Below are 21,457 nucleotides of genomic sequence, written 5' to 3'. Positions count from 1 at the left end.
GAAGGGTCTCTTCGCTTCAGAGCGACCACTCTTTTTGCAAATTTAAAATGTCAGTATCTCCCCCAACATCAGACGAAAACATTTACTGGAAGCGCAACCTCGCCGTCTGTCTTGTTGGCTGCCTGACCACAATCATCGCCATGACCATCATGATTCCTTTTCTTCCGCTTTATGTGGAAGAGCTCGGTGTCACGGGCCATGCCAACATCGCCCAATGGTCGGGAATTGTATATGGCGCAACCTTCTTCAGCGCCGCTCTTGTCGCGCCACTCTGGGGACGACTTGGTGACAGATACGGCCGCAAGGTTATGCTGGTTCGCGCCAGTCTTGGCATGGCGATCGCAATGTCTTTGATCGGTATGGCAGAAAATATCTGGCAGCTGTTTTTCCTGCGGCTTTTCGCAGGGCTTGCCGGTGGCTATGCATCAGGTTCTGTCATTCTGGTTGCATCACAAACACCAAAGTTCCGCTCAGGATGGGCCCTTGGCCTGCTCTCATCCGGCATTATGGCAGGTAGCCTGATTGGGCCATTGATTGGGGGCACCCTGCCTAATTATGTCGGCCTGAAGCAGACATTCTGGTTATCTGGTGCGATTATCTTTCTGGCTTTTCTGGCAACTGTCTTCCTGATAAAAGAAGAGAAGAAAGACCCCACAAAACCAAAAATAAAGAACAAGTTCCGCTGGAGTGACATTCCCGATAAGAGACCCGTTATCGTGATGTTCTTCATTGGCTCTTTGCTGATGTTCGCCAATCTGACAATTGAGCCGATCATCACGCTCTATGTTGCCCAGATTAATACACCACCTGATCAGGTCGTCTTCATATCAGGGCTTGCCATGTCAGCAGCCGCATTGGGGAGTATCCTGTCAGCCTCAAGACTTGGCCGCTTGGCCGATAGAATTGGGCCCAATATCGTTATTACAATTGCCCTGCTGGCATCTGTTATTCTGCTCATTCCGCAAGCTTTCATCTCCAGCAGCTGGCAACTGATTTTTCTGCGCTTTCTGATGGGTCTTGCTCTTGGAGGTCTGCTCCCCTGCGTGACCAGTGTAGTTCGCCACAGCGTACCGGATAATATTGTTGGTGGTGTTCTCGGCACTCAAATCTCGGCCCAATATATCGGTCAGGTTCTTGGTACTTTATTCGGGGGCTTTGTCGGTGGGCACATTGGTATCAGTGCAGTGTTTATTGGGACATCAGCATTGATGGCGATAGGCGCTGCACTCATGTTGTTTGTTCCCAAACCCGGCTATCATAAAGAACGATAGGCACGGATTAGCCACACGTTACGTTTTCTTCTCAATAACAGGTCAAAGAGACAGATGAGCACCTTATTTTATGAAGATTTTCATGTGGGCTGGACGGAAACTTATGGCCCGTTGAAAGTGACACAGGATGCAATCATCCGTTTCGCTAAAGAGTATGATGACCAGCCATTTCATACAGATCCAGAAGCAGCAAAACACACGTTTCCCGGACGCCTGATCTCTTCGGGCTGGCACAGTTGCGCGCTGGCGAACAGGTTACTTGTCGAACATCTGTTTCTCATAACAACCAGCCAGGGATCTCCGGGCATTGAAGCGGCAAGGTGGATATCACCTTTATATCCGGATGATGAGGTTCATCTTACCGTCAGTGTCATCGAAGCCCGTACCTTAAAAAGCCGTCCGACCCTTGGCATGCTCAAGATGTCACTGGAACTGAAAAAACAGGATGGTTCCCTGTCAACTGTGATGACCGGAACAGTATTTCTTAAACGCCGTCATCCGGATGAGGAATATTACCAGCTGGAAAACCTTACTTTCCCTGCAAAAAAAGCTGATAGTGCGGCTGAAAAACCTATCCCACAATCTGCAATCCTGTTTCTGGAAGAGTTTATACCAGGTACGACTTTTGATCTTGGCAGTCATCTCTTCTCTTCAGAAGAGATCATCCGCTTTGCCAGAGAGTTTGATCCTCAATATTTTCATACAGATGCGGCAGCAGCTAAAGATAGCCTGTTCGGAGGTTTATGCGCCTCGGGCTGGAATACGGCTGCAAACTGGATGCGCCAAACCTCCAAGCTCGCCAGAAGACTGGAAAAGGAAATGCTGGAGGCAGGAATACCCGTTCCAGCGCAAGGCCCATCCCCGGGCTTCACAAACCTGAAATGGCTGAAACCTGTTTTTGCCAATGATACAATTAGCTACTGCACAACGGTCACCCAAACCCGGGCAAGTGCCTCGCGTCCCGGCTGGGGCCTTCTCTCCTGCCATAATACCGGCAACAACCAGAATGGAGAACGGGTTTTTGAATTCGACAGCATCGTCTTTCGACAGATGAAAAGCCGTTAAATTTTAAACGACTGTTTTATACGAAGGCACACTATCAGGTTATCGAGAGCGTGCCTTATTTTTTGAATTACTCAGCAGGTACCAGTGCTTCACGAACCAATGGACCGGGAATTGGTAAAACGGACTTACCAAATGCTGTATTGGTTACAATGGCAGAGCTGAAATAAACCGCAATCATACCCGTCAGCAACAGGGACCATGCCGGAACAAATGCCAGAGATTTATCCAGCAGACCGATATCAATCAGGGCAATGAACGGCAAAGCAATATCAAGCAGTAACACAATCATAATCAGCGGCAGCGGCGTTTTGAAAAAGGCGGGTGTCCAGCCCCACAAAACAAGGGTCAGAGCGAGCCAAGCCCAGCCATCAATGCGGCCATCAAGCGTCACGCCTTGCAGGCCGTACTGAAACTTGAGGAACATCTCGATACCACCAGCCAGCATAAAGAAGCCGGAGAAGAATAAAAATGTATTACCGCCTGTGCCATTGTTAGACTTCAAATCAAGAAGCCCGACAACGAATTGGATAACGAAACCACCAATCATCCAGCAGCCCAACAATGGCAAAGCTGAAGGACCAACATTACCTGACAGCAAGGCATAAAAACAGAAACATGCAACAGCAAGGGCAACGAGCCCTGCTGGTGTCGGGTTCGCCCATTGGGTTGCTTGAGAGTTCTGACTCATGTTTATCTCCCTAGATAATGGCGTTTATTTTTATCTGCCATGAGTGGCAGAATACGCCTTATGTTATTGTTTACAGATAATCCTTGAGGTGGTGTCGCCCCGCATCCCGACGGGATTAAGAATGCCCCAAGAATTCACGACCAAATAGTACAACAGTTTACTGATCATGCCTGTTCTTGATTTCAAATATAATATTGTATTATTTTGTTAAAAACAGCATGACGAAGAACCATTATTGTAATATATAAATCTTATTACAATAATAATTCATACGTGTCTTTTGATATCATTTTTCAGAAAAAAATAATAGTTTAGATCAATTCGTAAAATAGTTTTACATTTTGAGACAGAAACAAAAAACGTTACAATTCTTCACGGATAGATAAATAACTCCATATTATTCTGTGAAAAATAGAATTTCACATCTCATTAATCAGGAAAAAATCCTATGCTAAAAGTCATTGCTCAAGACTTCATCAAACCAGAAGCCATAGAAATCGTTTTACCGTTATATCGCGAGCTGGTTGAAAAAACCCGGCAGGAAGAACTCTGCATCTCGTATGAGTTATTTATTGACCAGAAAGATCCTGGTCACTTTGTTTTCATTGAAGAATGGCCTGACAAAGCTGCCCTGGACGCACACTGTAATACCGGGCACTTCAAACGTCTTGTTCCCATGATCAATGCCTACCAAAGACAAGATTGCATCATCACCCTTATAGATGCCTTTGCCTAGGAGGATAGCAACCTATCACTAAATCACCTTGACAAAATAGAACAAAACAAGTACAAATATTTTCAAGTTAAGTCGATTCTTAACGAGACCTCCAACTAAAGAAGCCCGTCTTACGATGAGTCCGCCGCATCTCTCATCGTAAGGCGGGCTTTCCTTTTATTGGTCTAAAATCAGTATTGCAGTAATGTATAAACGTCGACGCCTGCAGCACGAACCTTCTCAGCACCGCCAAGATCAACCAGATCAATAATAAAGCTGCTGGCAATAATCTCCGCACCAACACTTCTGAATAATTGAATGGCAGCTACAGCCGTGCCACCTGTCGCGATCAGATCGTCAACCAGGAGAATACGATCACCTGCCTGAGCCGCATCAACATGGATCTCAAGCTCATCTGTCCCGTACTCGAGTTCATAAGACATACTGACAGTTTTATAGGGCAACTTACCCTTCTTACGGACAGGGACAAACCCCGTACCAAGACGATAGGCAAGTGCACCACCAACCATGAAACCACGCGCTTCAATGGCTGCAACTTTTGTAATGCCCTGCTCAAGGAAGGGCTCAGCCATACCATCAATTACCCGCGCGAAGCCGGTTGGGTCATCCATCAATGTCGTAATATCACGGAAGGTCACACCCGGAATCGGGTGATCAGGCAGGCTTCTGATCATACTTTTCAGATAGCTTGAAAGCTGACTATTTTCGCCACCCATTGATCGTCTCTCTTCCATAGATACAGAGGTCACCCCTCTTCTCTATTAAGACTTAACGTAGAAAAAAGCAGGATGGAAGACGGGAGCAGTGCTCCCGTCATGTTTGTTCATGCCTTTCTATAGCTAAAGGTGTCCATCATCCCCGTCACCATGTGGTAGAGGTGATGGCAATGGAAAGCCCATGTCCCCGGATTCTTAGCATCAACGGAAATAGTCACCGACCGATTTGGTGGAATATTCACTGTATCACGCCAAGCGCCTGACAGCCGTTTTCCATCAATCGCAACAACCTGAAAATGGTGACCATGCAAATGCATGGGATGGGCCATCATGCTCAAGTTTCGCATTGTAATTTCAATACGGTCTCCCATCTGCACAACAATTGGCCTTTTCATGTCCATCGTCCATGTATAGCCATCCATTGTTCCATTCAGATCAACATCAGCTATTAGAGTCGTGAACTTTTCAGGAACGACCCTTTTACCCCGCAACTGCTCTTCAAGCATCAGATCAAGAACAGGCCCAGCAATATCAGCGTCTGTCACAAGCTTGCTGATGGCAGCACCTTTGGGCTGAAGGAAAATACCCGTTCGTTGTACAGCCCCTTCCCGCAGCGCAAGGATAGGGAAAGCCTTTTTACCCTTTGGCAGCTGCACACGGATATCGGCGCGCTGCCCCATGGCAAGCGGGAAACGTGTTCCCGAGATTTCGTTTACAAGTTCCTCACCATCAACGGCAATAAGCTGCCCTGTCAGTTCCCCAAGATCAACTGTGAACCCGGTTCCTGAAGCACCATTGATAATACGCAGACGAACCTGGCCCCCATCTTCAACCTGAACAACTTCAGGATCATCCAAGGTTCTGTCATTGGCCAGATAGGCATCATACTCGATATCATTGATATCCATGGTCATCATGTCATGCCCGCTGGCAGCTCCATCATGCTGAACCGCTGGCGCACCATGTCCCTGATGGCCTCCCATATCATGCTTCATCGGCATATTATGGCCGCCCATATCATGACCTGAGCCATGGCTCATGGCATGACCACCGTCCTTGCGAAGATTGGCAAGCAGCTCTTCAGCCGGCGTGAATGAAAAATCATGGAGCAGAATAACCACTTCCTGCTCATCACGCTTCATATCTTCTTTAGAGCGAACAATCAGGGGAGCAGCCAACAGGTTCTGCTCCTGCAGGGTATGCGCATGCATCCAATGGGTACCGGTATTATGGATGGCAAAATCGAAAGAGCGATCAGCCCCCGGAGCAACCATTGGCAATGGAGCATCAGCAACTCCATCACTTTCCCATGGGGGTGTTAATCCATGCCAGTGAATGATTGTTGGCTCTGATAGTTCGTTCTTGAAAAGCACATCAAACGATTGGCCCTGTTCAAAAACAAGACCATGCTTACCTGCATCATCGACAAGGCCAAAAACCTTGGCCGCCTTACCATTGACCTCAATCGTTCGATGTATGGCCTTCAAAGTTTTCTGTTGTTTTGATTGGGCAAAAACTGAAAGCGGGGATGTCATTGCCATGGCAGAAACACCCAGCAGGCTTCCCTGCAAAAACTTGCGTCTATTCATGATAGTTCTCTTTTCCTGTTCGAAAATAATAAATATTCCTGCCTGACAAGATGCCGGGCAGTTTGTTTTCAGGAAAAGTTTCGGGGTGGAGGAACAGCAGGCGAAACAGCAACAGAATGCAGGTCGCGCTTCATGTCAGAGAACAAGACATCTGCTTCCATTAATACAACATCTGCCTGAAGGCTTGGCAGGGCAACACTGCAATGGCTTAGACACTGCTGCATGCAGGAAGCAGGCATTGCATGCTGAGACTGTTCGGTTTCTGAGCAGCAGTTCTGTATCTGCTCATTGTGCATAAGCGAAATATCATGCGGATGATGAGCAGCCTGAGCAGAAGATAAAAAAGGCGCAGCAATGGGTTGCACAAACCACATCAGAAGCGCCAACAAAACGAATATTGTTTTTAACCGGATAAGCCCCGCAGAACCTGAAGCTCTGCGGGACACTATTCTTTTATCAGGCATGCTCTTCAGCATGTGCACGTTTCCAGATTTTCTTCTTGGTGAAGTACATCAGGCCGGACATCACAATGAGGAACAGAATAGCCTGCATACCAAGACGCTTACGGGCTTCCATATGCGGGTCAGCAGCCCATACAAGGAATGCCGCAACATCCTTGCCGTACTGGTCAATCGTTTCCGGAACAACAGCACGACCATCCGCATTCTTCGGATATTCGACCTGTCCGTCATGAAGCGGCTGCACCATGGCGATTGCGTTATTTAAGAAATACTTGTTGTAAGCAACGCCAGAAAATCCTTCTGGTGGATGCTCAACATAACCCGTCATGATGGCATGGATATAATCCGGTGCCTGCTCCTGATACTGGCTGAACATATCAATAATGAACAGCGGGAACCCACGCTCATAAGTACGTGCCTTACCCATCAGGGACAGATCAGGCGGAGCCTTACCACCGTTGGCGTAAGCAGCCTGAGCATCGTTGGCAAATGGTGATGGGAAACGGTCAGCCGGACGACCCGGACGCTGGAATATTTCACCTTCATCATTCGGCGTTGCATTGGTGACCTGATATTCAGCAGCAAGCGCCTTAACCTGCTCTTCTGAGAACTCAGGACCACCTGGCTGTGCCAGATTGCGGAAAGACAGATACTTCAACCCATGGCAGGCAGAGCAGACTTCACGGTAAACCTTGAAGCCACGTTGCAACTGTGCACGGTCGAAAGTACCAAACGCACCGGAGAAGCTCCACTCCTGAGCAGGAGGAATAGGTGCACCCTCAGCAGCTTTTGCTGAAGTACCTCCGATAAGAGCTGCGCCAAGTGTTGCGAGAAGCGCACCGGCGACAAGAAGATTTTTCTTTGTCATAGTTCTATCCTCACGCTTCACTTAAGCAGTCTTGTTAGGGAGTTCTGCCGAACCCGCAGGTTTAGCAGAGCCATTCTTTTTGAGGACAGCCTCAAAAATTGAATCTGGCAGCGGCTTTGTTTTCTCGATTTTGCCAATGATCGGCAGAAGCGCGAAATGAGCAAAATAGAGAAGAGTGAATATCTGCGATGCAGTTGTGTAATTCACGATATGCCAGCTTCCAATCATCCAATCACCATCTGTTGGCTTGGAACCAAGCCAGCCAAGGATGATGCATGTCAGGAAAAACAGCCAGAAGAATGGCTTATAAAGCGGACGATACTTCGTCGAGCGCACTTTCGAGTTGTTCAGCCATGGCAGGAAGGCCAGTACGACAATGGCACCGAACATCGCAATAACGCCACCAAGCTTCGAGTCAATCGTATAGAAGCCAAGCGGAATCTGGAATGTCACAGCACGCAGGATTGCGTAGAATGGCAGGAAGTACCATTCAGGCACAATATGTGCAGGCGTCACACTCCGGTCTGCTGCAATGAAGTTGTCAGCGTGACCGAGATAACGCGGCATATAGAAAGTGAACCATGCGAAGAGGATCAGGAAGACAAATACAGCGAAGAAGTCCTTCGTTGTGTAGTAAGGATGGAATGGAAGTGCATCCTTCTTTGTCTTGATCTCGACACCATCAGGGTTGTTATTACCTGGTACATGCAGCGCCCAGACGTGGAGGATAACAACACCACAGATCATGAACGGCAGCAGGAAGTGCAATGAGAAGAAGCGGTTCAGCGTTGGATTACCAACCGCATAACCACCCCACAGATAGGATACAACCGTTTTACCAACGCCCGGGATAGCCGAGAAGAAGTTCGTAATAACCGTTGCGCCCCAAAGGCTCATCTGTCCCCATGGCAGCACATAACCAAGAAAGGCCGTTGCCATCATCAGAAGATACAGAATAACGCCCAGAATCCAGAGAATCTCACGGGGAGCCTTATAGGATCCATAGTAGAGACCACGGAAAATATGTACGTATACGGCAAGGAAGAACATGGATGCGCCAACAGCATGCAGCGGCTGAATAAGCCAGCCATAGCTCACATCACGTAAAATATGTTCAACCGAGCTGAAGGCGAGATCAACATGCGGTGTGTAGAACATTGCCAAAAATATGCCGGTCACGATCTGTGACACCAGCATAAAGCAAAGAATAACACCACTGGTCCACCAGTAGTTCAGGTTACGCGGCACCGGGAAAGAAACACCGGCAGAATGCATAAAGCCAAGCAGCGGCAGGCGGCTTTCAAACCACTTGGCCAGCTTGCTTTTCGGCGTATATGAAGGAAAGAAATCGTGGCTCATGAGTTTCAACCTATTTCTTTGATCAGGCCGCAGGAGCCGGAGCTTCATCAGCAACGCCGATTACAATCTGCGTATCTGACATGAACTTGTATTCCGGAACCGGCAGGTTACTTGGCGCTGGGCCAACACGAACACGACCGGATGTATCAAACACCGAACCGTGACATGGGCAATGCCAGCCCTTGTAAGGACCTTCATGACCATTTGGAACGCAACCCAGATGGGTGCAGTTGCCAAAGACGATGAGCCATTGTTCATGACCTTTTTTCACACGCTGGTCATCAGGTTGAGGATCAATCAATGTTGCAACATCAACATTCTCCGCAGCCTCAATTTCTTCCTTCGTGCGGTGACGAATGAAGATCAGCGTATCACGCCAGAAAACTTTTACGATCTGGCCTTCCGCAATAGGAGCTAGGTCAACTTCCACCGGCGCGCCCAAAGCAATGGTATTAGCGTCAGGAGCCAAAGATGAAATAAACGGCCAGACTGTACAGGCCGTACCAATAGCTGCAGCGGTACCAGTTGCGATGAAAAGAAAATCGCGCCGTGTGGGTTCAGCGTTTTTCACTGTATCTGCCACTTGGCTCTCCCTGTAGTAAGAAATTTAACAGGACCCTTGCACAGGAGGCCTTACGCCCCTGTACACACCCAGCTTCCATAGAAGCATGGACGCGCGACAAACCATCTACCTGCGACGGGTCGTCGCGCACTGGGTGCTCTTTGACACGCCGAAGTTAATCTGTCCATAGCAGTTTGGAATTGTGATAACTCAATAATAAGACCTATTATCTAGTAAAAACAATTAATACGTTGAAAAAGCAGTAATTTTTTCCTAGTTTTTTAACCTAAAGCGTTAGATCGTTTTTTTCGGGAGTCACAGGAAATAATGAACAGAAAACCGCGACTTGCCCTCTATCAGCCGGATATTCCGCAAAACACAGGTACGATTCTGCGTCTTGCAGCCTGTCTGGATGTCGCCGCGGACATTATTGAGCCTGCCGGTTTTGATGTGTCTGACAGAAACCTGAGACGCTCAGGTATGGATTATCTTGAGCGCGCGAATATTCATCGCCATATTTCATGGCAGGCATTTGAGGACTGGCGCCGGCAAAATGATTATCGGCTTGTATTGGCAACAACAAAGGGTGCCATTCCCCATACTGAGTTCAGTTTCTCCAAAAACGATATCATCCTTATGGGCCGTGAATCAGCAGGTGTTCCGTCTGAAGTCCACGCGGCATCAGATGCCCGCATTATCATTCCCATGCGAAAAGAAACCCGCTCTCTCAATATTGCTGTCAGCGCAGCAATAATTCTTGGAGAGGCGTTGCGCCAGACAGCAACTTTCCCTATGGATGCCCTTATCCCCAATACCGAGGCCTCTGATGACTTATGATCCGGCAACCATTCAAGCTTTAAAGAAAGATGCAAGCGAATGGTTCTCGACCCTGCGTGATAATATTTGTGCTGCTTTCGAGAAACTTGAAGCAGAAGCACAGGGGCCATTTTTTAAAGAGGCGGATGAGGGGGGGCATTTTGAACGGAAGCCATGGACACGCCTTGATGCGGACGGAAATCCCGGTGGCGGTGGTGTGATGTCAATGATGCGTGGGCGCGTTTTTGAGAAAGTTGGCGTCCATATCTCCACAGTTCATGGCGTACTTGCACCCGACTTTCGCAGCCAGATTGATGGTGCAGAACATGATCCCCATTTCTGGGCAGCAGGTATTTCACTCATTGCCCACCCATGGAATCCACATGCGCCAACGGCACATATGAACACCCGTTTCATTGTAACAACACAAGCATGGTTTGGTGGAGGAGCTGACCTGACCCCGATGCTCGCATCAAAACGGGATAAGACAGAAAGTGATAGTGCCTTTTTCCATGATGCCATGCGCAAAGCCTGTAGTATGCATGCGCCAGCAGGATCATATGAAAAATTCAATGACTGGTGTGATGAATATTTCTACCTGAACCACCGGAAAGAACCACGCGGAACCGGTGGCATTTTTTACGATCGTCACTGGACCGGAAACCCACAACAGGATCTGGCCTTTACAAAAGATGTTGGCAACGCATTTCTGGAAGCGTATCCGGAAATCATGCGTCGCAATATCAGCAAGGAATGGACAGAAGCAGAAAGAGTTGAGCAGGAAACCCAGCGCGGGCGCTATGTAGAATTCAATCTGTTACAGGATCGTGGCACTCTGTTTGGCCTGAAGACCGGCGGCAATATTGAATCTATTCTGTCTTCAATGCCGCCGCGCGTTCGCTGGCCTTAATTCAGCACGCGTTTCAGCAGATTTTCAGAAACACCTTCTCCCTGAGGGCATGCGTCCTCAAACCAAAGACTACGTGCCCGCTCCATTAACCGGCCAACTTCCGGCCCTTTAGGAATGCCGTGCTCAAGGAAATCTGCACCACGTAAAGGAAAAACCGGAACAATTTCCTGTCCTGAAACGTATCGTTCAAGAAGGGTCAATGCATCAGGCGTAATATAACGACCCGGCTCTCCTTTCAGTGCTTCAAAAACACGAAGCACACACAACGCAGATTTCTGGACAACAATGCGCCGGATATCGTCCACTTCCCAGATATCTCTTCTGCTCTCTACTCTTTCAAGAACCAGAGCATAATTATCAAGAAAGCGTTGTTCATCATTGGACAGGCGTAATAGCTCGCGCAACCTGTCAGCATCCTCGCGAACAAGGACGGCATAGGCTGCCAGCTTCTCAATTGAAGCAGCCTGTCGGGGAAGACGGCGCCCGCGTGCAAGCAAAACGACACCGTCAAGAATACGCAGCAGAATACCGCTATCCGCCATATATTCCATGGCGCTGACGCTCCCCTCTCCCGCCAGAAGCTTCAGCAGCTCAACCCGAATGCGTTCAGCCGATATCTGAGCCAGACCATGGCTTCCAGAAATAGATGCCAGCAGCCCTTCAGGATCTGGAGCGCCACGCCCATACACGGCATGAAAACGGAAGAAACGAAGTATCCTGAGATAGTCTTCACGAATACGTTGATGAGCATCACCGATAAATCGGACACGCCGATGTTTAATATCCTCCAGACCCTGAAAATAGTCATGCAGGGTCCCAGAGATATCCATCGACAAGGCATTCATCGTAAAGTCGCGACGTATGGCATCTGCTTCAAAACTACGGCCAAATCTCACAACGGCATGGCGGCCATCTGTTTCAATATCTTCCCGCAGGGTCGTAATTTCAAAAGGAATGTGGTCAACAACGACTGTTACAGTGCCATGGTCAATCCCTGTCGGGATAACCTTCCAGCCTGCCTGTCGTGCCCGGTTCATGACAACATCAGGTAAAGCCGTTGTTGCCATATCAATATCAGCAATCTTGTCGCCCATCAGCGCATTACGGACAGCCCCACCAACAAGACGCGTTTCTTCTCCCCCACCATTCATCACCGTCATGACAGCCTGAACAGCAGGAAGAGCAAGAAGCTCCTTTATGGCAGGAAGACCGGCTTCTCTCATTCGCGATAATGTCCTGGCACAAGTTGCCCATTTTCCATATGAGCAGGAACCCACACACGTGTTTCACGCGGTGCCGTTATACCGGTCACAAGAAAAGCAATAATCACACACACCAGACCGGCAATAGCCAGCTTTGGAATATGCGCACTCCAGCTATCCCATTTGGCCGGGTTTCTCTTGCGCGCAAAAAGGTAGCAGGCATAGCCAACAAAAGGCAGCAAAAAGAAAATCAACTGACCAAACACAATACGCGTCATGAAGTAAAAAGCCTTTCGTACATGTTATGAATAATACCTGCCGTCACACCCCATATATAACGCTCCTGATAGGGAATTGCATAATAGTAGCGTTTCATCCCCCGCAACATCCGTGAATGTAACTCGTGTTTTTCTGGATTCATCAGAAAGGCAAGCGGAACCTCAAAGGCCTCGTCAACCTCATCCGGGTTCAGCTGCATCACAAAATCCGGAGCAACTTTGGCAACAACCGGAGTAACAAGATAGTTTGTAACGGACAGATAAAAATCAAGATAGCCCAAAAGAGACACCTTATCCTGAGGTAGGCCAATCTCTTCATCTGCCTCACGTAAAGCTGCGGCATAGAGGCTCTTGTCCGTTTCATCAACCCGCCCGCCCGGAAAAGATATCTGCCCTGAATGCTCCCGTAATGAGGAAGCACGAACGGTCAGAAGTACTGTCGGTTCAGGACGCATCAGAATGGGCACCATAACAACAGCAGGTTTTGGATTGCCAAAACCTTCAAACGGCATCTGATGCGCCACCTGCAACGTATGATCACCCCGGATAAGGGCATGATTATCCGCCACCTCCGACGGCTCAGCTCTGAGCAGTCTCTTTGCTGCCAGATCTAAAAAGGCATTGTGATCATTTAAAAAAGCAGACATTCTGGTCTATCGGTTCTCTTTAAAAATCATTCCATCACTAAGATAGTATATAGTGATGATGAACCCTAATCGCAGGCAAGTAATTTTTACTCCCCAGACTTTTAGTCATGGTTTAACAATAACTCTGCCCTAAAGTGGTAATACAACAACCTCAACCGTTAAACAGGTATCAAAGGAACCCCTGATGGCTACCACAAAAACAACAGGTGAAGCTCTGTCAGATGAAGATATCGCCAAGACGGCAGAAGGTGTTATCCAGATGGTGGGAGAAGCACGTTCCGCCCTTCAGACTGTGGTTTTTGGCCAAGACAAGGTACTTGATCTGACACTGGCCACGATCATCTCTGGCGGACACGGCTTACTGGTTGGCGTTCCCGGTCTCGCAAAAACCAAACTTGTTGAGGCCCTCGGCATCGTTCTCGGGCTCGACAATCGCCGCATTCAGTTCACACCTGATTTGATGCCGGCTGATATCCTTGGCTCCGAAATTCTGGATGAAGACGCAGATCACCGCCGCTCTTTCAGATTTGTCAAAGGGCCAATCTTTACCCAACTGCTGATGGCAGATGAAATCAATCGTGCCAGCCCGCGGACTCAATCAGCCCTGCTTCAGTCCATGCAGGAACATCATGTATCCATCAGCGGTCAGCGATATGATTTACCCCACCCTTTTCATGTTCTGGCAACCCAGAACCCGATTGAACAGGAAGGGACCTATCCCCTCCCGGAAGCACAGCTTGACCGCTTTCTGATGCAGATTGATATCACCTATCCAGACAGGGAAGCAGAGCGTCGTATTCTCATTGAAACGACAGGCGCATCCATATCATCATTGAAGCCTGTTCTCACCTCACAAGACCTGATTGCAGCACAGAAACTTGTCAGGTTCATGCCAGTTGGCGAGAAGGTTCTTGATGTCATCCTTGATCTGGTCAACCTTGCCCGTCCGGGCGAAGAGAACACCGAATTTGGCAAGTTGCTTGCCTGGGGTGCGGGCCCGCGTGCCAGTCAGGCTCTCTCAGTTGCGGCCCGTGCCAAAGCCCTGATGGAAGGGCGTCTTGCACCATCGGTTGATGACGTCATTACTCTGGCAGAGCCAATCCTCAAACACCGTATGGCACTGACATATTCTGCACGGGTGGAAGGTGAAACAATCTCCAGTCTCATTTCGCGAATGATAACCCGCATTAAGGGCTGATTTCAGTGATCAAGGGCCGTTTTATCAATCATCAGGCAAGCGATCATGTCGTGCAGGGCCATGAACTTGCAGAACGGCTGCCTGCCCTTATTGCTGATAGTAAACGTGTGGCCTCTTCAATTCAGCACGGCGTACATGGTCGCCACAAAAATGGCCCGGGAGAAAACTTCTGGCAGTTCAGGCCTTTTACAGCTGGAGAACCCGCAAACCTGATTGACTGGCGTCGTTCCGGTCGAGACCACAAGTTATATGTTCGCGAAAGAGAATGGGAAGCGGCAAGAACATTCTGGTTCTGGGTCGATCTTTCCCCTTCCATGTTTTACGTATCGGATCTGGCAACGGCAGCAAAAATTGACAGAGCGATTGTAATAACCCTTGCCCTTGCCCATAGCCTTGTTGAAGCAGGCGAGCGGGTTGGCCTTATCGGATTAACACCTCCGATTGCATCACGTCAGGTTATGGATAGATTTGCAGAAAACTTTGTTCTTTCCGGCAAAGAAGGAAAAGCGCCTGATCTTCTGTCTGCTCCTCTGCCTCGCAGAAATGAAGTTATTCTGGTTTCTGATTTTCTTATTCCCGTTGAAGAGATGGATAAGACATTATCACGCCTCTCGAGCCAGGGTGCCAAAGGCCATTTACTGATCATCAGAGATCCGGTTGAAGAGACGCTCCCCTTCGAAGGACAGGCCATTCTGTTTGAACAGGAAAAGCAGATATCCTTGCAGGTCGGCGATATCGCCGTATGGCGACAGAACTATCTTGAGGCACTTGCAGCCTTCAAGAAAGCCTTGGAGCAAACTGCACAAAACTATTATTGGCAGACGATTGAGCATCATACGGATCGCCCGGCAAGTGAAGCAGCATTGACCATGCTGACGCGCTTTGGGACCTCTGGCTCTTTATCAGGGGATAATCCATGAGCGCTCTCCCCTTGATATTCTCTGCACCATTTGTGCTTCTGGCATTATTGGCCCTACCTGTTATCTGGTTCCTGCTGCGGACAGTACCTCCAGAGCCTCAACGGATCGCCTTTCCACCCTTACGGATTTTTTCAAAAATACCGGAGAAACAACCGGTTGCTGCACGCACTCCCTGGTGGCTTTTGGTCATCCGAATGCTGATCTGTGGCCTTCTTGTTCTGGCTTGTGCTGGCCCAGTCTGGAAACCGGCACAAACGACACCGGGCAATGGCCCAGTCCTGATTTTAATTGATAACGGCTTTAGCTCAGCAAAAGCCTGGGAAGAACGTGTCTCTCAACTAGAGCAAACGGTTCGTGAAGCCTTGCAGAGCAACAGGCTTCTTGCCGTACTTCCCCTTGGCAACCCGGTCAGGGAGATCGAGCTTCAAAATCCAGACAGAGTTCTGGCAAGTTTAGAGACCATTCAGCCACTTCCCTATGCGATTGACCGATCTGCACAGCTTCCGGCCATCAAAGAGTTTCTAACGCAGAATACGAATGCAACTGTCATCTGGCTCAGTGATAACCTGACCCTGAATGGGAGTGATGATTTTCCGCAAAAGCTTGCAGAATTAAACCCGTCGGCTTCACTCATTCTGCTCAGGCAACGCACAACAGAGACGCTTGCCTTAACGGCTCCCGATACAAAAGAGAGCAACTTAAGTGTACGCATCATCCGTGCCACACCAGATGCCCCAGAAACAGGCCGTATTCTTGCCAGCGATGGTAGAGGTAATCTGATTACAGATATGCCTTTCACATTTACAAAAGATGCAGCCACAGCTTCTGTTACATTTGATATTCCCAATGATCTCCGAAACCGGATTTCACGTCTGGCAATCATAAATGAGAAATCAGCAGGCGCTGTCTACCTCCTTGATAGCAGCCATAATCGGCCAACAATCGGCATCTTTTCAGGGGGATCAGCCGAGCAGGCCCGTACGCTCCTCTCTCCGGTCTATTATATTAAAAATGCCCTGCTCCCTTTTGCAGACATACGGGATAACGGGAATATTGATGAGCTTCTTTCGCAGAAGCTTGATGCCCTTGTTGTGGCTGATATCGGAGAACTCGACAGCCAGACAACAAGACAATTGAAGGATTTTATTACACAAGGCGGTCTGTTGATCAGATTCGCAGGGAACAGGCTCTCTGCCGGAAACGATGACCTTCTGCCTGTTAAACTGCGATACGGTGACCGTAATCTTGGTGGCGCCCTTTCATGGAGTGAACCAAGAAAGATTGCCGCGTTTGCAAAAGAAAGCCCGTTTTCAAGCCTGACGATCAATGATGACATCAAGATTAAAAGACAGGTTCTGGCCGAGCCAACACCTACACTTTATGAGCAGACATGGGCTGCCCTTGAGGATGGCACCCCGCTTGTCACCGCAGCAAAGAACGGCAAGGGAATGATTGTCCTTTACCATGTGACAGCAACACCTGCATGGTCTGACCTTCCCTTAAGCGGGCTGTTTGTTGAAATGCTGCGTAAAACAATCCAGTTTGCAAAAACATCAGACAAGAGCATTTCTGACAATAACAGCGCCTCACTCCCGCCGCGATTATTGCTCGATGCTTCTGGTAATTTTGTTCAGCCGGGAGCAACCGCGCCGTATCTTAAGATTCCAAATAGTAATAGGGCATCTGCTGAATCTCCACCCGGATTTTATGGCCCGGAAGAAACCGGAATCGCCCAAAACACCCTGCTTCCGACAGATAACCTCTATACCTTCAAAAATATTCCGGCATCGTTTGAGCAACGGCAGATTGGGGGCAGTGATACGCGTGATTTACGGGCACCAGTCTTACTTGCAGCATTGTTGCTTTTCCTGATTGATACCCTGCTTATGCTCCGTATGAGTGGAACACCCTTACGGATAAACCGTCGCCTCTTCAAAAACAGCCTACCCACTCTTCTGGCAGTATCTTTAGCAACCGGAATGTGGGGAGTTCCCAAGGCTCAGACATCTGAAAGAGAGCCCGCAGCGCTTGAAACAAGACTTGCCTATATCATCACCAATAATCCATCTCTGGATGCGACAAGCAAAGCCGGACTGACTGGTCTGGGGCAGTTTTTAAGTCTCAACACAGCCTTTGAACCAGCTCCACCTTCAGCCGTTGACCCGGAAAAGGATGAGCTGGCTTTTTACCCGCTCATCTACTGGCCCATATCTTCAACACAGCAAACCTTATCCAATAAAGCGATTAAAAATCTCAATGCTTACATGAAGAATGGCGGCACCGTTCTGTTTGATACCCGGGATGCACTGCGTAGTCTTGGCACGATGCAACAAACAGAAGAGACATCAGCACTCAGAAATATCCTGTCGCAGTTTGACGTGCCAGCACTGGAGCCAGTTCCTACAGATCATGTCCTGACAAAGACATTCTATCTGCTCAAGTCTTTCCCGGGCAGATACGACAATAGCCCTTTATGGGCTGAAGCATCAGAAGCACGGGATGCAAATGATGACACTCCAGTGCGTGCGAGTGATGGTGTTTCTCCTGTTCTGGTCACTGGAAATGACTTTGCAGCTGCTTGGGCGATAGGTGAGCGCAATGAGACTTTATTTCCGGTTTCAGGTAGCGATCCACGACAGAGAGAAATGGCCTTCAGAGCCGGTGCTAATATTGTGCTCTATACGCTGACAGGAAATTACAAGGCTGATCAGGTTCATGTAAAAGATCTGCTGGAGCGGATGGAGCGGGAGCACATGCAATGATCTCCCTCTCAATCGCACCGTTTATTTCCATGCCGGTCTTCTGGGGGCTGCTTGTCATCTCGGCCCTGCTCTCGGTCTTATGGATCGCGACACGCGGCCTGTCTGGCCTGTGGAGGAGCCTGTCTCTGGGCCTGCTCTGTCTGACATTACTCAATCCGTCAGTCACGAAGGAGAATGCAGAGCCTGTCAAAAGCATCATTGCAGTCGTCACCGATAAAACTGCTTCTCAAAAACTCGGTCATCGTCAGGCCATTACAGATGCTGTTAAGGCAGATATCACGAAGAAGCTCGAAAAGCAGGACGTAGAAGTCCGTTTCATTGATGTCACTGACGCACCGGATGATGGTGGCACGCGGTTATTCTCTTCCCTGTCATCCGGCCTTGCCGATATTCCAAGAAGTCGGATTGCCGGCACCATAATGATTACGGATGGTGTCATTCATGACATCCCGCAGTCAGCCCAACAGAATGATATTCCCGGCCCGCTTCATGCTCTCATCATAAGCCAGCCCAATGAGATGGATCGACAGATCCGTCTCCTCACAACACCACGTTATGGCATCATTGGCAAAGAACTTGAAATCAAAGCTATTGTTGAAGAGAAAGGTGGTACAGGCATTGCCCCTGTTGCCATCACACAAAACGGTCAATTGTTTGGCAAAGTCGACGTTAAAACCGGAACGCCATTCTCATTCAAGATCAAGCCAGAGCACAGTGGCAGCAATGTTTTTGAGCTGGAGGTTCCACCACTCCCGAATGAGCTCAGTTTGCAAAACAACCGCGCTATTCTGAATCTTGAAGGCATACGGGATAAACTGCGTATTCTGCTTGTTTCAGGTCAGCCTAATCCTGCAGAGCGAACATGGCGCAATCTTCTGAAATCGGACCCTGATGTTGAGCTGGTGCATTTCACAATTTTGCGTCCGGCAACCAAAGGCAACAATACACCAATTGACGAGTTATCGCTGATTGAGTTTCCAATTCATGACCTTTTCGTCAATCAAATTGACAGCTTTAATCTGGTAATCTTCGATCGTTATGCCAATCAGGGCTACATCCCTGCTTTCTATTTTGACAATATCTCACGCTATGTATCAGCAGGTGGTGCCCTGCTAATCGAGGCAGGCCCTGAGTATGTTGATTATACCAGTATTGCCAGAACCAGCCTTGCAAACCTGTTACCTAATCGACCAACCGGCCAGATAGTGGAACAGCCTTTCAGGCCATCCCTGTCAGAAGTCGGCAAAAAGCATCCTGTCACCGGAACGCTACCGGGAAGTGATACATCCCCACCACAATGGGGAAATTGGTTCCGGATTATCGGTAGTGAAGCAGCTCCTGATAAAACCCTGATGGTTGGCCCATCCAATATCCCGCTGCTTGTACTGGATAAATCCGGGCAGGGCCGCATCGCAATGCTGATGTCTGATCAGGTCTGGTTATGGGCACGTGGTTATGATGGTGGTGGCCCATATCATGACTTACAGCGTCGTATCGTCCACTGGCTTGTCAAAGAGCCATCGCTTGAAGAAGAAGCTCTTCGCGCAACCTTAAGCGGAAATCAGATTCTGGTTGAGCGCCAAACAATGAAGGCAGAGCCAGAAGCAACATCTATCCAGATGCCTGATGGGTCAACACAACCAGTTGAGCTTAAACCAGCCGCTCGGGCGGGTATCTTTTCTGGCAGCATCCAGTCTGCTCAATCTGGCCTTCATACTATCAGATCAGAAGAACTAACGCGCTTTATCAGCATAGGACCGGATAATCCGCGCGAATTTATTGACGTGTTCAGCAATACGGAACTGATCCGGAAATTTGCAGAAAGCACTAAAGGTTCTGTTCGCCGTGTCACAGGTTCTGGAGATGATGTCTCCGGCATACCGGCCATCTATGCCAATCATAGCGGCTCAACATTTTCAGGTACGAACTGGATTGGCTTCTCCAGTACCAATAGCCGGATCATTAAGGGCATTGGTTCATATCCGGCGACAACCGGCATTCTGGCCATTCTTGTTCTGGCCGGAATGTTAGTCCTCACCTGGCTGGTTGAAGGCAGACGGAAAAGATAAGTGCTTAAGCGCCAGGTCTGACCTGACCATGCACCTGTTCCATAATACCCGGCTCCAGTTCTGCAGCCAGAAATCTTGCCGGATTAACCGGACCGGGTAACACCAGCTTACCGGGTTGAACAACTTTAAAGCCAAAGCGTCTGTAATAGGGCTCATCCCCAACCAGAAGCACCAGCTTATGGCCAAGGCTTTTAGCTGTCTGCATGGATTTTTCCATGAGGGCCGCACCAATACCACGGTTCTCGAAGTAGGGATCAACTGTCAATGGGCCAAGCATCAATGCTGGCAGATCACCTGCAATAACGGGTGTCAGGCGCACTGAGCCAACAATCAAAGTCCCAACCAACGCCGTGAAAGAAACCTCAGGCAGATGGGGAGCCCCTTCCCTTAATCTTGAAGCCGTGCGGGCAAAACGCCCGGGGCCAAACGCGCGCTCATGCAGACGCTCGACAGCTTCATTATCGGTTGGAAGTTCAGGACGTATAATAAGGGAGAGATTATTCACAGTAGGCCCCTTTGCAACAGGACAGGACAAGGCTCTGCTTTTCAAAGGAAAAGCGGTTATCCAATTCGTCGTCGCAAAGATATCGTCTGCATCAGACCATGAGCCTTTTCAAAGGAGTGAATAAAAACGGTAAATTGCTCTAGCAGTGCTTTCATAACAATGCAATCAGCAAAATTGTATCTATAGGCAACAATTCAACTACCACATGGATGTTGCAGGTATCTTACCTAAAATTTCAGCCAGACGTCTGCGGGTTGCCGGCGTTGTTGACTCAGGCAAAGCATTAATCGGGAAGAAACCGGCCTCAGCGATTTCCCGGTCTGGCTTTTTAGGCGCAATAACCCGGAAGTCCCTTACCACATAAATCAGGACATGATCACGTTTTGAAACGTGCCGATTAAAGAACACGCCATGAAGCAGAGGTTTTCCGGTAATCTCAATATTACCCTCCTCACGCAGTTCACGCGTCAGGGCTTCTTCGACAGTTTCTCCACTTTCCACACCGCCCCCCGGCAGATACCAGCCGGGAAGATAGGTATGCCGGATCAGGAAAATACGCTCCTGATCATCAAGTACGGCAACACGAACACCTAATGTCAGCCCGCGTTTAAAACGCCAGAATATATGGAGCCCGGCCTTTACAATTTTACGGAGCAAACGGATTGCCAGTGAGGGATTATCAACAGTATCCCCCTGCCCCATCACAGGAATTTTGTGTTTTGCTTGATCTGCCATAGTTTTCTTCGCAACGTTCAATTGTTCTGCCTCATCATTATAGAGCAGATAGCTTCATGAAGTTTAAATACTGTTATTTAATATTATTCTCCGTTATGGA

At 48.7% G+C, this 21,457-nt stretch carries 21 protein-coding genes; 9 read left to right on the top strand and 12 right to left on the bottom strand.

The annotated features are described in order from the left end of the window. The first annotated feature begins 47 nt into the window (after positions 1 to 47). Both WJT86_RS08515 and WJT86_RS08510 read left to right on the top strand, forming a co-directional pair. Positions 48 to 1,271, top strand: coding sequence for an MFS transporter (locus tag WJT86_RS08515; RefSeq protein ID WP_346337139.1), 1,224 nt, complete (start codon positions 48 to 50; stop codon positions 1,269 to 1,271). Positions 1,272 to 1,325: 54 nt separating this feature from the next. After that, positions 1,326 to 2,336: a MaoC family dehydratase gene (locus WJT86_RS08510; RefSeq protein WP_346337138.1), complete on the top strand. Its 1,011-nt coding sequence runs from the start codon at positions 1,326 to 1,328 to the stop codon at positions 2,334 to 2,336. Between the two features lie 67 nt (positions 2,337 to 2,403). Here WJT86_RS08510 and WJT86_RS08505 read toward each other — a convergent pair whose 3' ends face one another. Next, positions 2,404 to 3,024 (bottom strand): acetate uptake transporter family protein, encoded by a 621-nt coding sequence (locus WJT86_RS08505; RefSeq protein ID WP_346337137.1) that lies wholly within the window; start codon positions 3,022 to 3,024, stop codon positions 2,404 to 2,406. A 448-nt stretch (positions 3,025 to 3,472) separates the two neighbouring features. Between WJT86_RS08505 and WJT86_RS08500 the strand changes: the two genes are divergently transcribed. Next, a complete protein-coding gene (locus tag WJT86_RS08500) occupies positions 3,473 to 3,760 on the top strand; it encodes a putative quinol monooxygenase (RefSeq protein ID WP_346337136.1) in 288 nt (95 codons plus the stop codon). Between the two features lie 170 nt (positions 3,761 to 3,930). On the opposite strand, the gene WJT86_RS08495 is transcribed toward WJT86_RS08500, so the two are convergent. The 6 genes from WJT86_RS08495 to petA form a co-directional block, all read right to left on the bottom strand. Beyond that, positions 3,931 to 4,476 carry an adenine phosphoribosyltransferase gene (locus tag WJT86_RS08495; protein ID WP_346337558.1) on the bottom strand — a complete coding sequence of 182 codons (546 nt, stop codon included), beginning with the start codon at positions 4,474 to 4,476 and terminating at the stop codon, positions 3,931 to 3,933. 107 nt (positions 4,477 to 4,583) lie between these two features. Further along, positions 4,584 to 6,065, bottom strand: coding sequence for a multicopper oxidase family protein (locus WJT86_RS08490; RefSeq protein ID WP_346337135.1), 1,482 nt, complete (start codon positions 6,063 to 6,065; stop codon positions 4,584 to 4,586). A gap of 68 nt (positions 6,066 to 6,133) precedes the next feature. After that, entirely contained in the window at positions 6,134 to 6,541 is a 408-nt protein-coding gene (locus WJT86_RS08485; RefSeq protein ID WP_346337134.1) for a hypothetical protein, read from the bottom strand. After that, positions 6,522 to 7,394: a cytochrome c1 gene (locus WJT86_RS08480; protein WP_346337133.1), complete on the bottom strand. Its 873-nt coding sequence runs from the start codon at positions 7,392 to 7,394 to the stop codon at positions 6,522 to 6,524. Before WJT86_RS08480 ends, WJT86_RS08485 begins: the two co-directional genes overlap by 20 nt. A 21-nt stretch (positions 7,395 to 7,415) precedes the next feature. Beyond that, complete coding sequence (locus tag WJT86_RS08475; protein ID WP_346337132.1) at positions 7,416 to 8,753, bottom strand: cytochrome b; 1,338 nt, start codon at positions 8,751 to 8,753, stop codon at positions 7,416 to 7,418. 22 nt (positions 8,754 to 8,775) lie between these two features. After that, the gene (gene petA, locus WJT86_RS08470; protein WP_346337131.1) at positions 8,776 to 9,336 is read right to left on the bottom strand and encodes a ubiquinol-cytochrome c reductase iron-sulfur subunit; all 561 of its coding nucleotides are present in this window, start codon (positions 9,334 to 9,336) and stop codon (positions 8,776 to 8,778) included. Between the two features lie 306 nt (positions 9,337 to 9,642). Here petA and WJT86_RS08465 point away from each other — a divergent pair, with 306 nt between their 5' ends. After that, positions 9,643 to 10,152, top strand: a complete 510-nt coding sequence (locus tag WJT86_RS08465; protein WP_346337130.1) for a tRNA (cytidine(34)-2'-O)-methyltransferase — start codon at positions 9,643 to 9,645, stop codon at positions 10,150 to 10,152. After that, on the top strand, positions 10,142 to 11,041 hold the full coding sequence (gene hemF, locus WJT86_RS08460) for an oxygen-dependent coproporphyrinogen oxidase (protein WP_346337129.1): 900 nt from the start codon (positions 10,142 to 10,144) through the stop codon (positions 11,039 to 11,041). Before WJT86_RS08465 ends, hemF begins: the two co-directional genes overlap by 11 nt. Here hemF and WJT86_RS08455 read toward each other — a convergent pair. The 3 genes from WJT86_RS08455 to WJT86_RS08445 are packed head-to-tail and all read right to left on the bottom strand — an operon-like array spanning position 11,038 to position 13,090. After that, positions 11,038 to 12,264 carry a CCA tRNA nucleotidyltransferase gene (locus WJT86_RS08455; protein ID WP_346337128.1) on the bottom strand — a complete coding sequence of 409 codons (1,227 nt, stop codon included), beginning with the start codon at positions 12,262 to 12,264 and terminating at the stop codon, positions 11,038 to 11,040. The two genes, hemF and WJT86_RS08455, sit on opposite strands and share 4 nt — an antisense overlap. Continuing rightward, on the bottom strand, positions 12,261 to 12,521 hold the full coding sequence (locus tag WJT86_RS08450) for a DUF6111 family protein (protein ID WP_346337127.1): 261 nt from the start codon (positions 12,519 to 12,521) through the stop codon (positions 12,261 to 12,263). The genes WJT86_RS08455 and WJT86_RS08450 overlap by 4 nt, the downstream gene beginning before the upstream one ends. Further along, on the bottom strand, positions 12,518 to 13,090 hold the full coding sequence (locus WJT86_RS08445; RefSeq protein ID WP_346337126.1) for a CoA pyrophosphatase: 573 nt from the start codon (positions 13,088 to 13,090) through the stop codon (positions 12,518 to 12,520). The genes WJT86_RS08450 and WJT86_RS08445 overlap by 4 nt, the downstream gene beginning before the upstream one ends. Positions 13,091 to 13,352: 262 nt before the next feature. Between WJT86_RS08445 and WJT86_RS08440 the strand changes: the two genes are divergently transcribed. Genes WJT86_RS08440 through WJT86_RS08425 form a run of 4 tightly spaced genes read left to right on the top strand, consistent with a single transcriptional unit; the run spans position 13,353 to position 20,117 of the window. After that, complete coding sequence (locus WJT86_RS08440) at positions 13,353 to 14,366, top strand: AAA family ATPase (RefSeq protein ID WP_346337125.1); 1,014 nt, start codon at positions 13,353 to 13,355, stop codon at positions 14,364 to 14,366. Positions 14,367 to 14,371: 5 nt separating this feature from the next. Further along, positions 14,372 to 15,286, top strand: coding sequence for a DUF58 domain-containing protein (locus tag WJT86_RS08435; RefSeq protein ID WP_346337124.1), 915 nt, complete (start codon positions 14,372 to 14,374; stop codon positions 15,284 to 15,286). Next, positions 15,283 to 18,048 carry a DUF4159 domain-containing protein gene (locus WJT86_RS08430; protein WP_346337123.1) on the top strand — a complete coding sequence of 922 codons (2,766 nt, stop codon included), beginning with the start codon at positions 15,283 to 15,285 and terminating at the stop codon, positions 18,046 to 18,048. Before WJT86_RS08435 ends, WJT86_RS08430 begins: the two co-directional genes overlap by 4 nt. Continuing rightward, the gene (locus WJT86_RS08425; protein ID WP_346337122.1) at positions 18,045 to 20,117 is read left to right on the top strand and encodes a hypothetical protein; all 2,073 of its coding nucleotides are present in this window, start codon (positions 18,045 to 18,047) and stop codon (positions 20,115 to 20,117) included. Before WJT86_RS08430 ends, WJT86_RS08425 begins: the two co-directional genes overlap by 4 nt. 4 nt (positions 20,118 to 20,121) lie before the next feature. Here WJT86_RS08425 and WJT86_RS08420 read toward each other — a convergent pair whose 3' ends face one another. Together WJT86_RS08420 and WJT86_RS08415 are read right to left on the bottom strand one after the other, a co-directional pair. Then, the gene (locus WJT86_RS08420; RefSeq protein WP_346337121.1) at positions 20,122 to 20,622 is read right to left on the bottom strand and encodes a GNAT family N-acetyltransferase; all 501 of its coding nucleotides are present in this window, start codon (positions 20,620 to 20,622) and stop codon (positions 20,122 to 20,124) included. A gap of 198 nt (positions 20,623 to 20,820) precedes the next feature. Then, positions 20,821 to 21,324: an NUDIX domain-containing protein gene (locus WJT86_RS08415; RefSeq protein ID WP_407066950.1), complete on the bottom strand. Its 504-nt coding sequence runs from the start codon at positions 21,322 to 21,324 to the stop codon at positions 20,821 to 20,823. Between the last annotated feature and the right edge of the window lie 133 nt (positions 21,325 to 21,457).

It is taken from the genome of Hohaiivirga grylli, from assembly GCF_039655745.1.
GTDB classification, from domain to species: domain Bacteria; phylum Pseudomonadota; class Alphaproteobacteria; order Rhizobiales; family Beijerinckiaceae; genus Hohaiivirga; species Hohaiivirga grylli.
The sequence above is the reverse complement of the archived record's forward strand: the minus strand, read 5'-3'. Positions and strand labels throughout refer to the sequence as shown.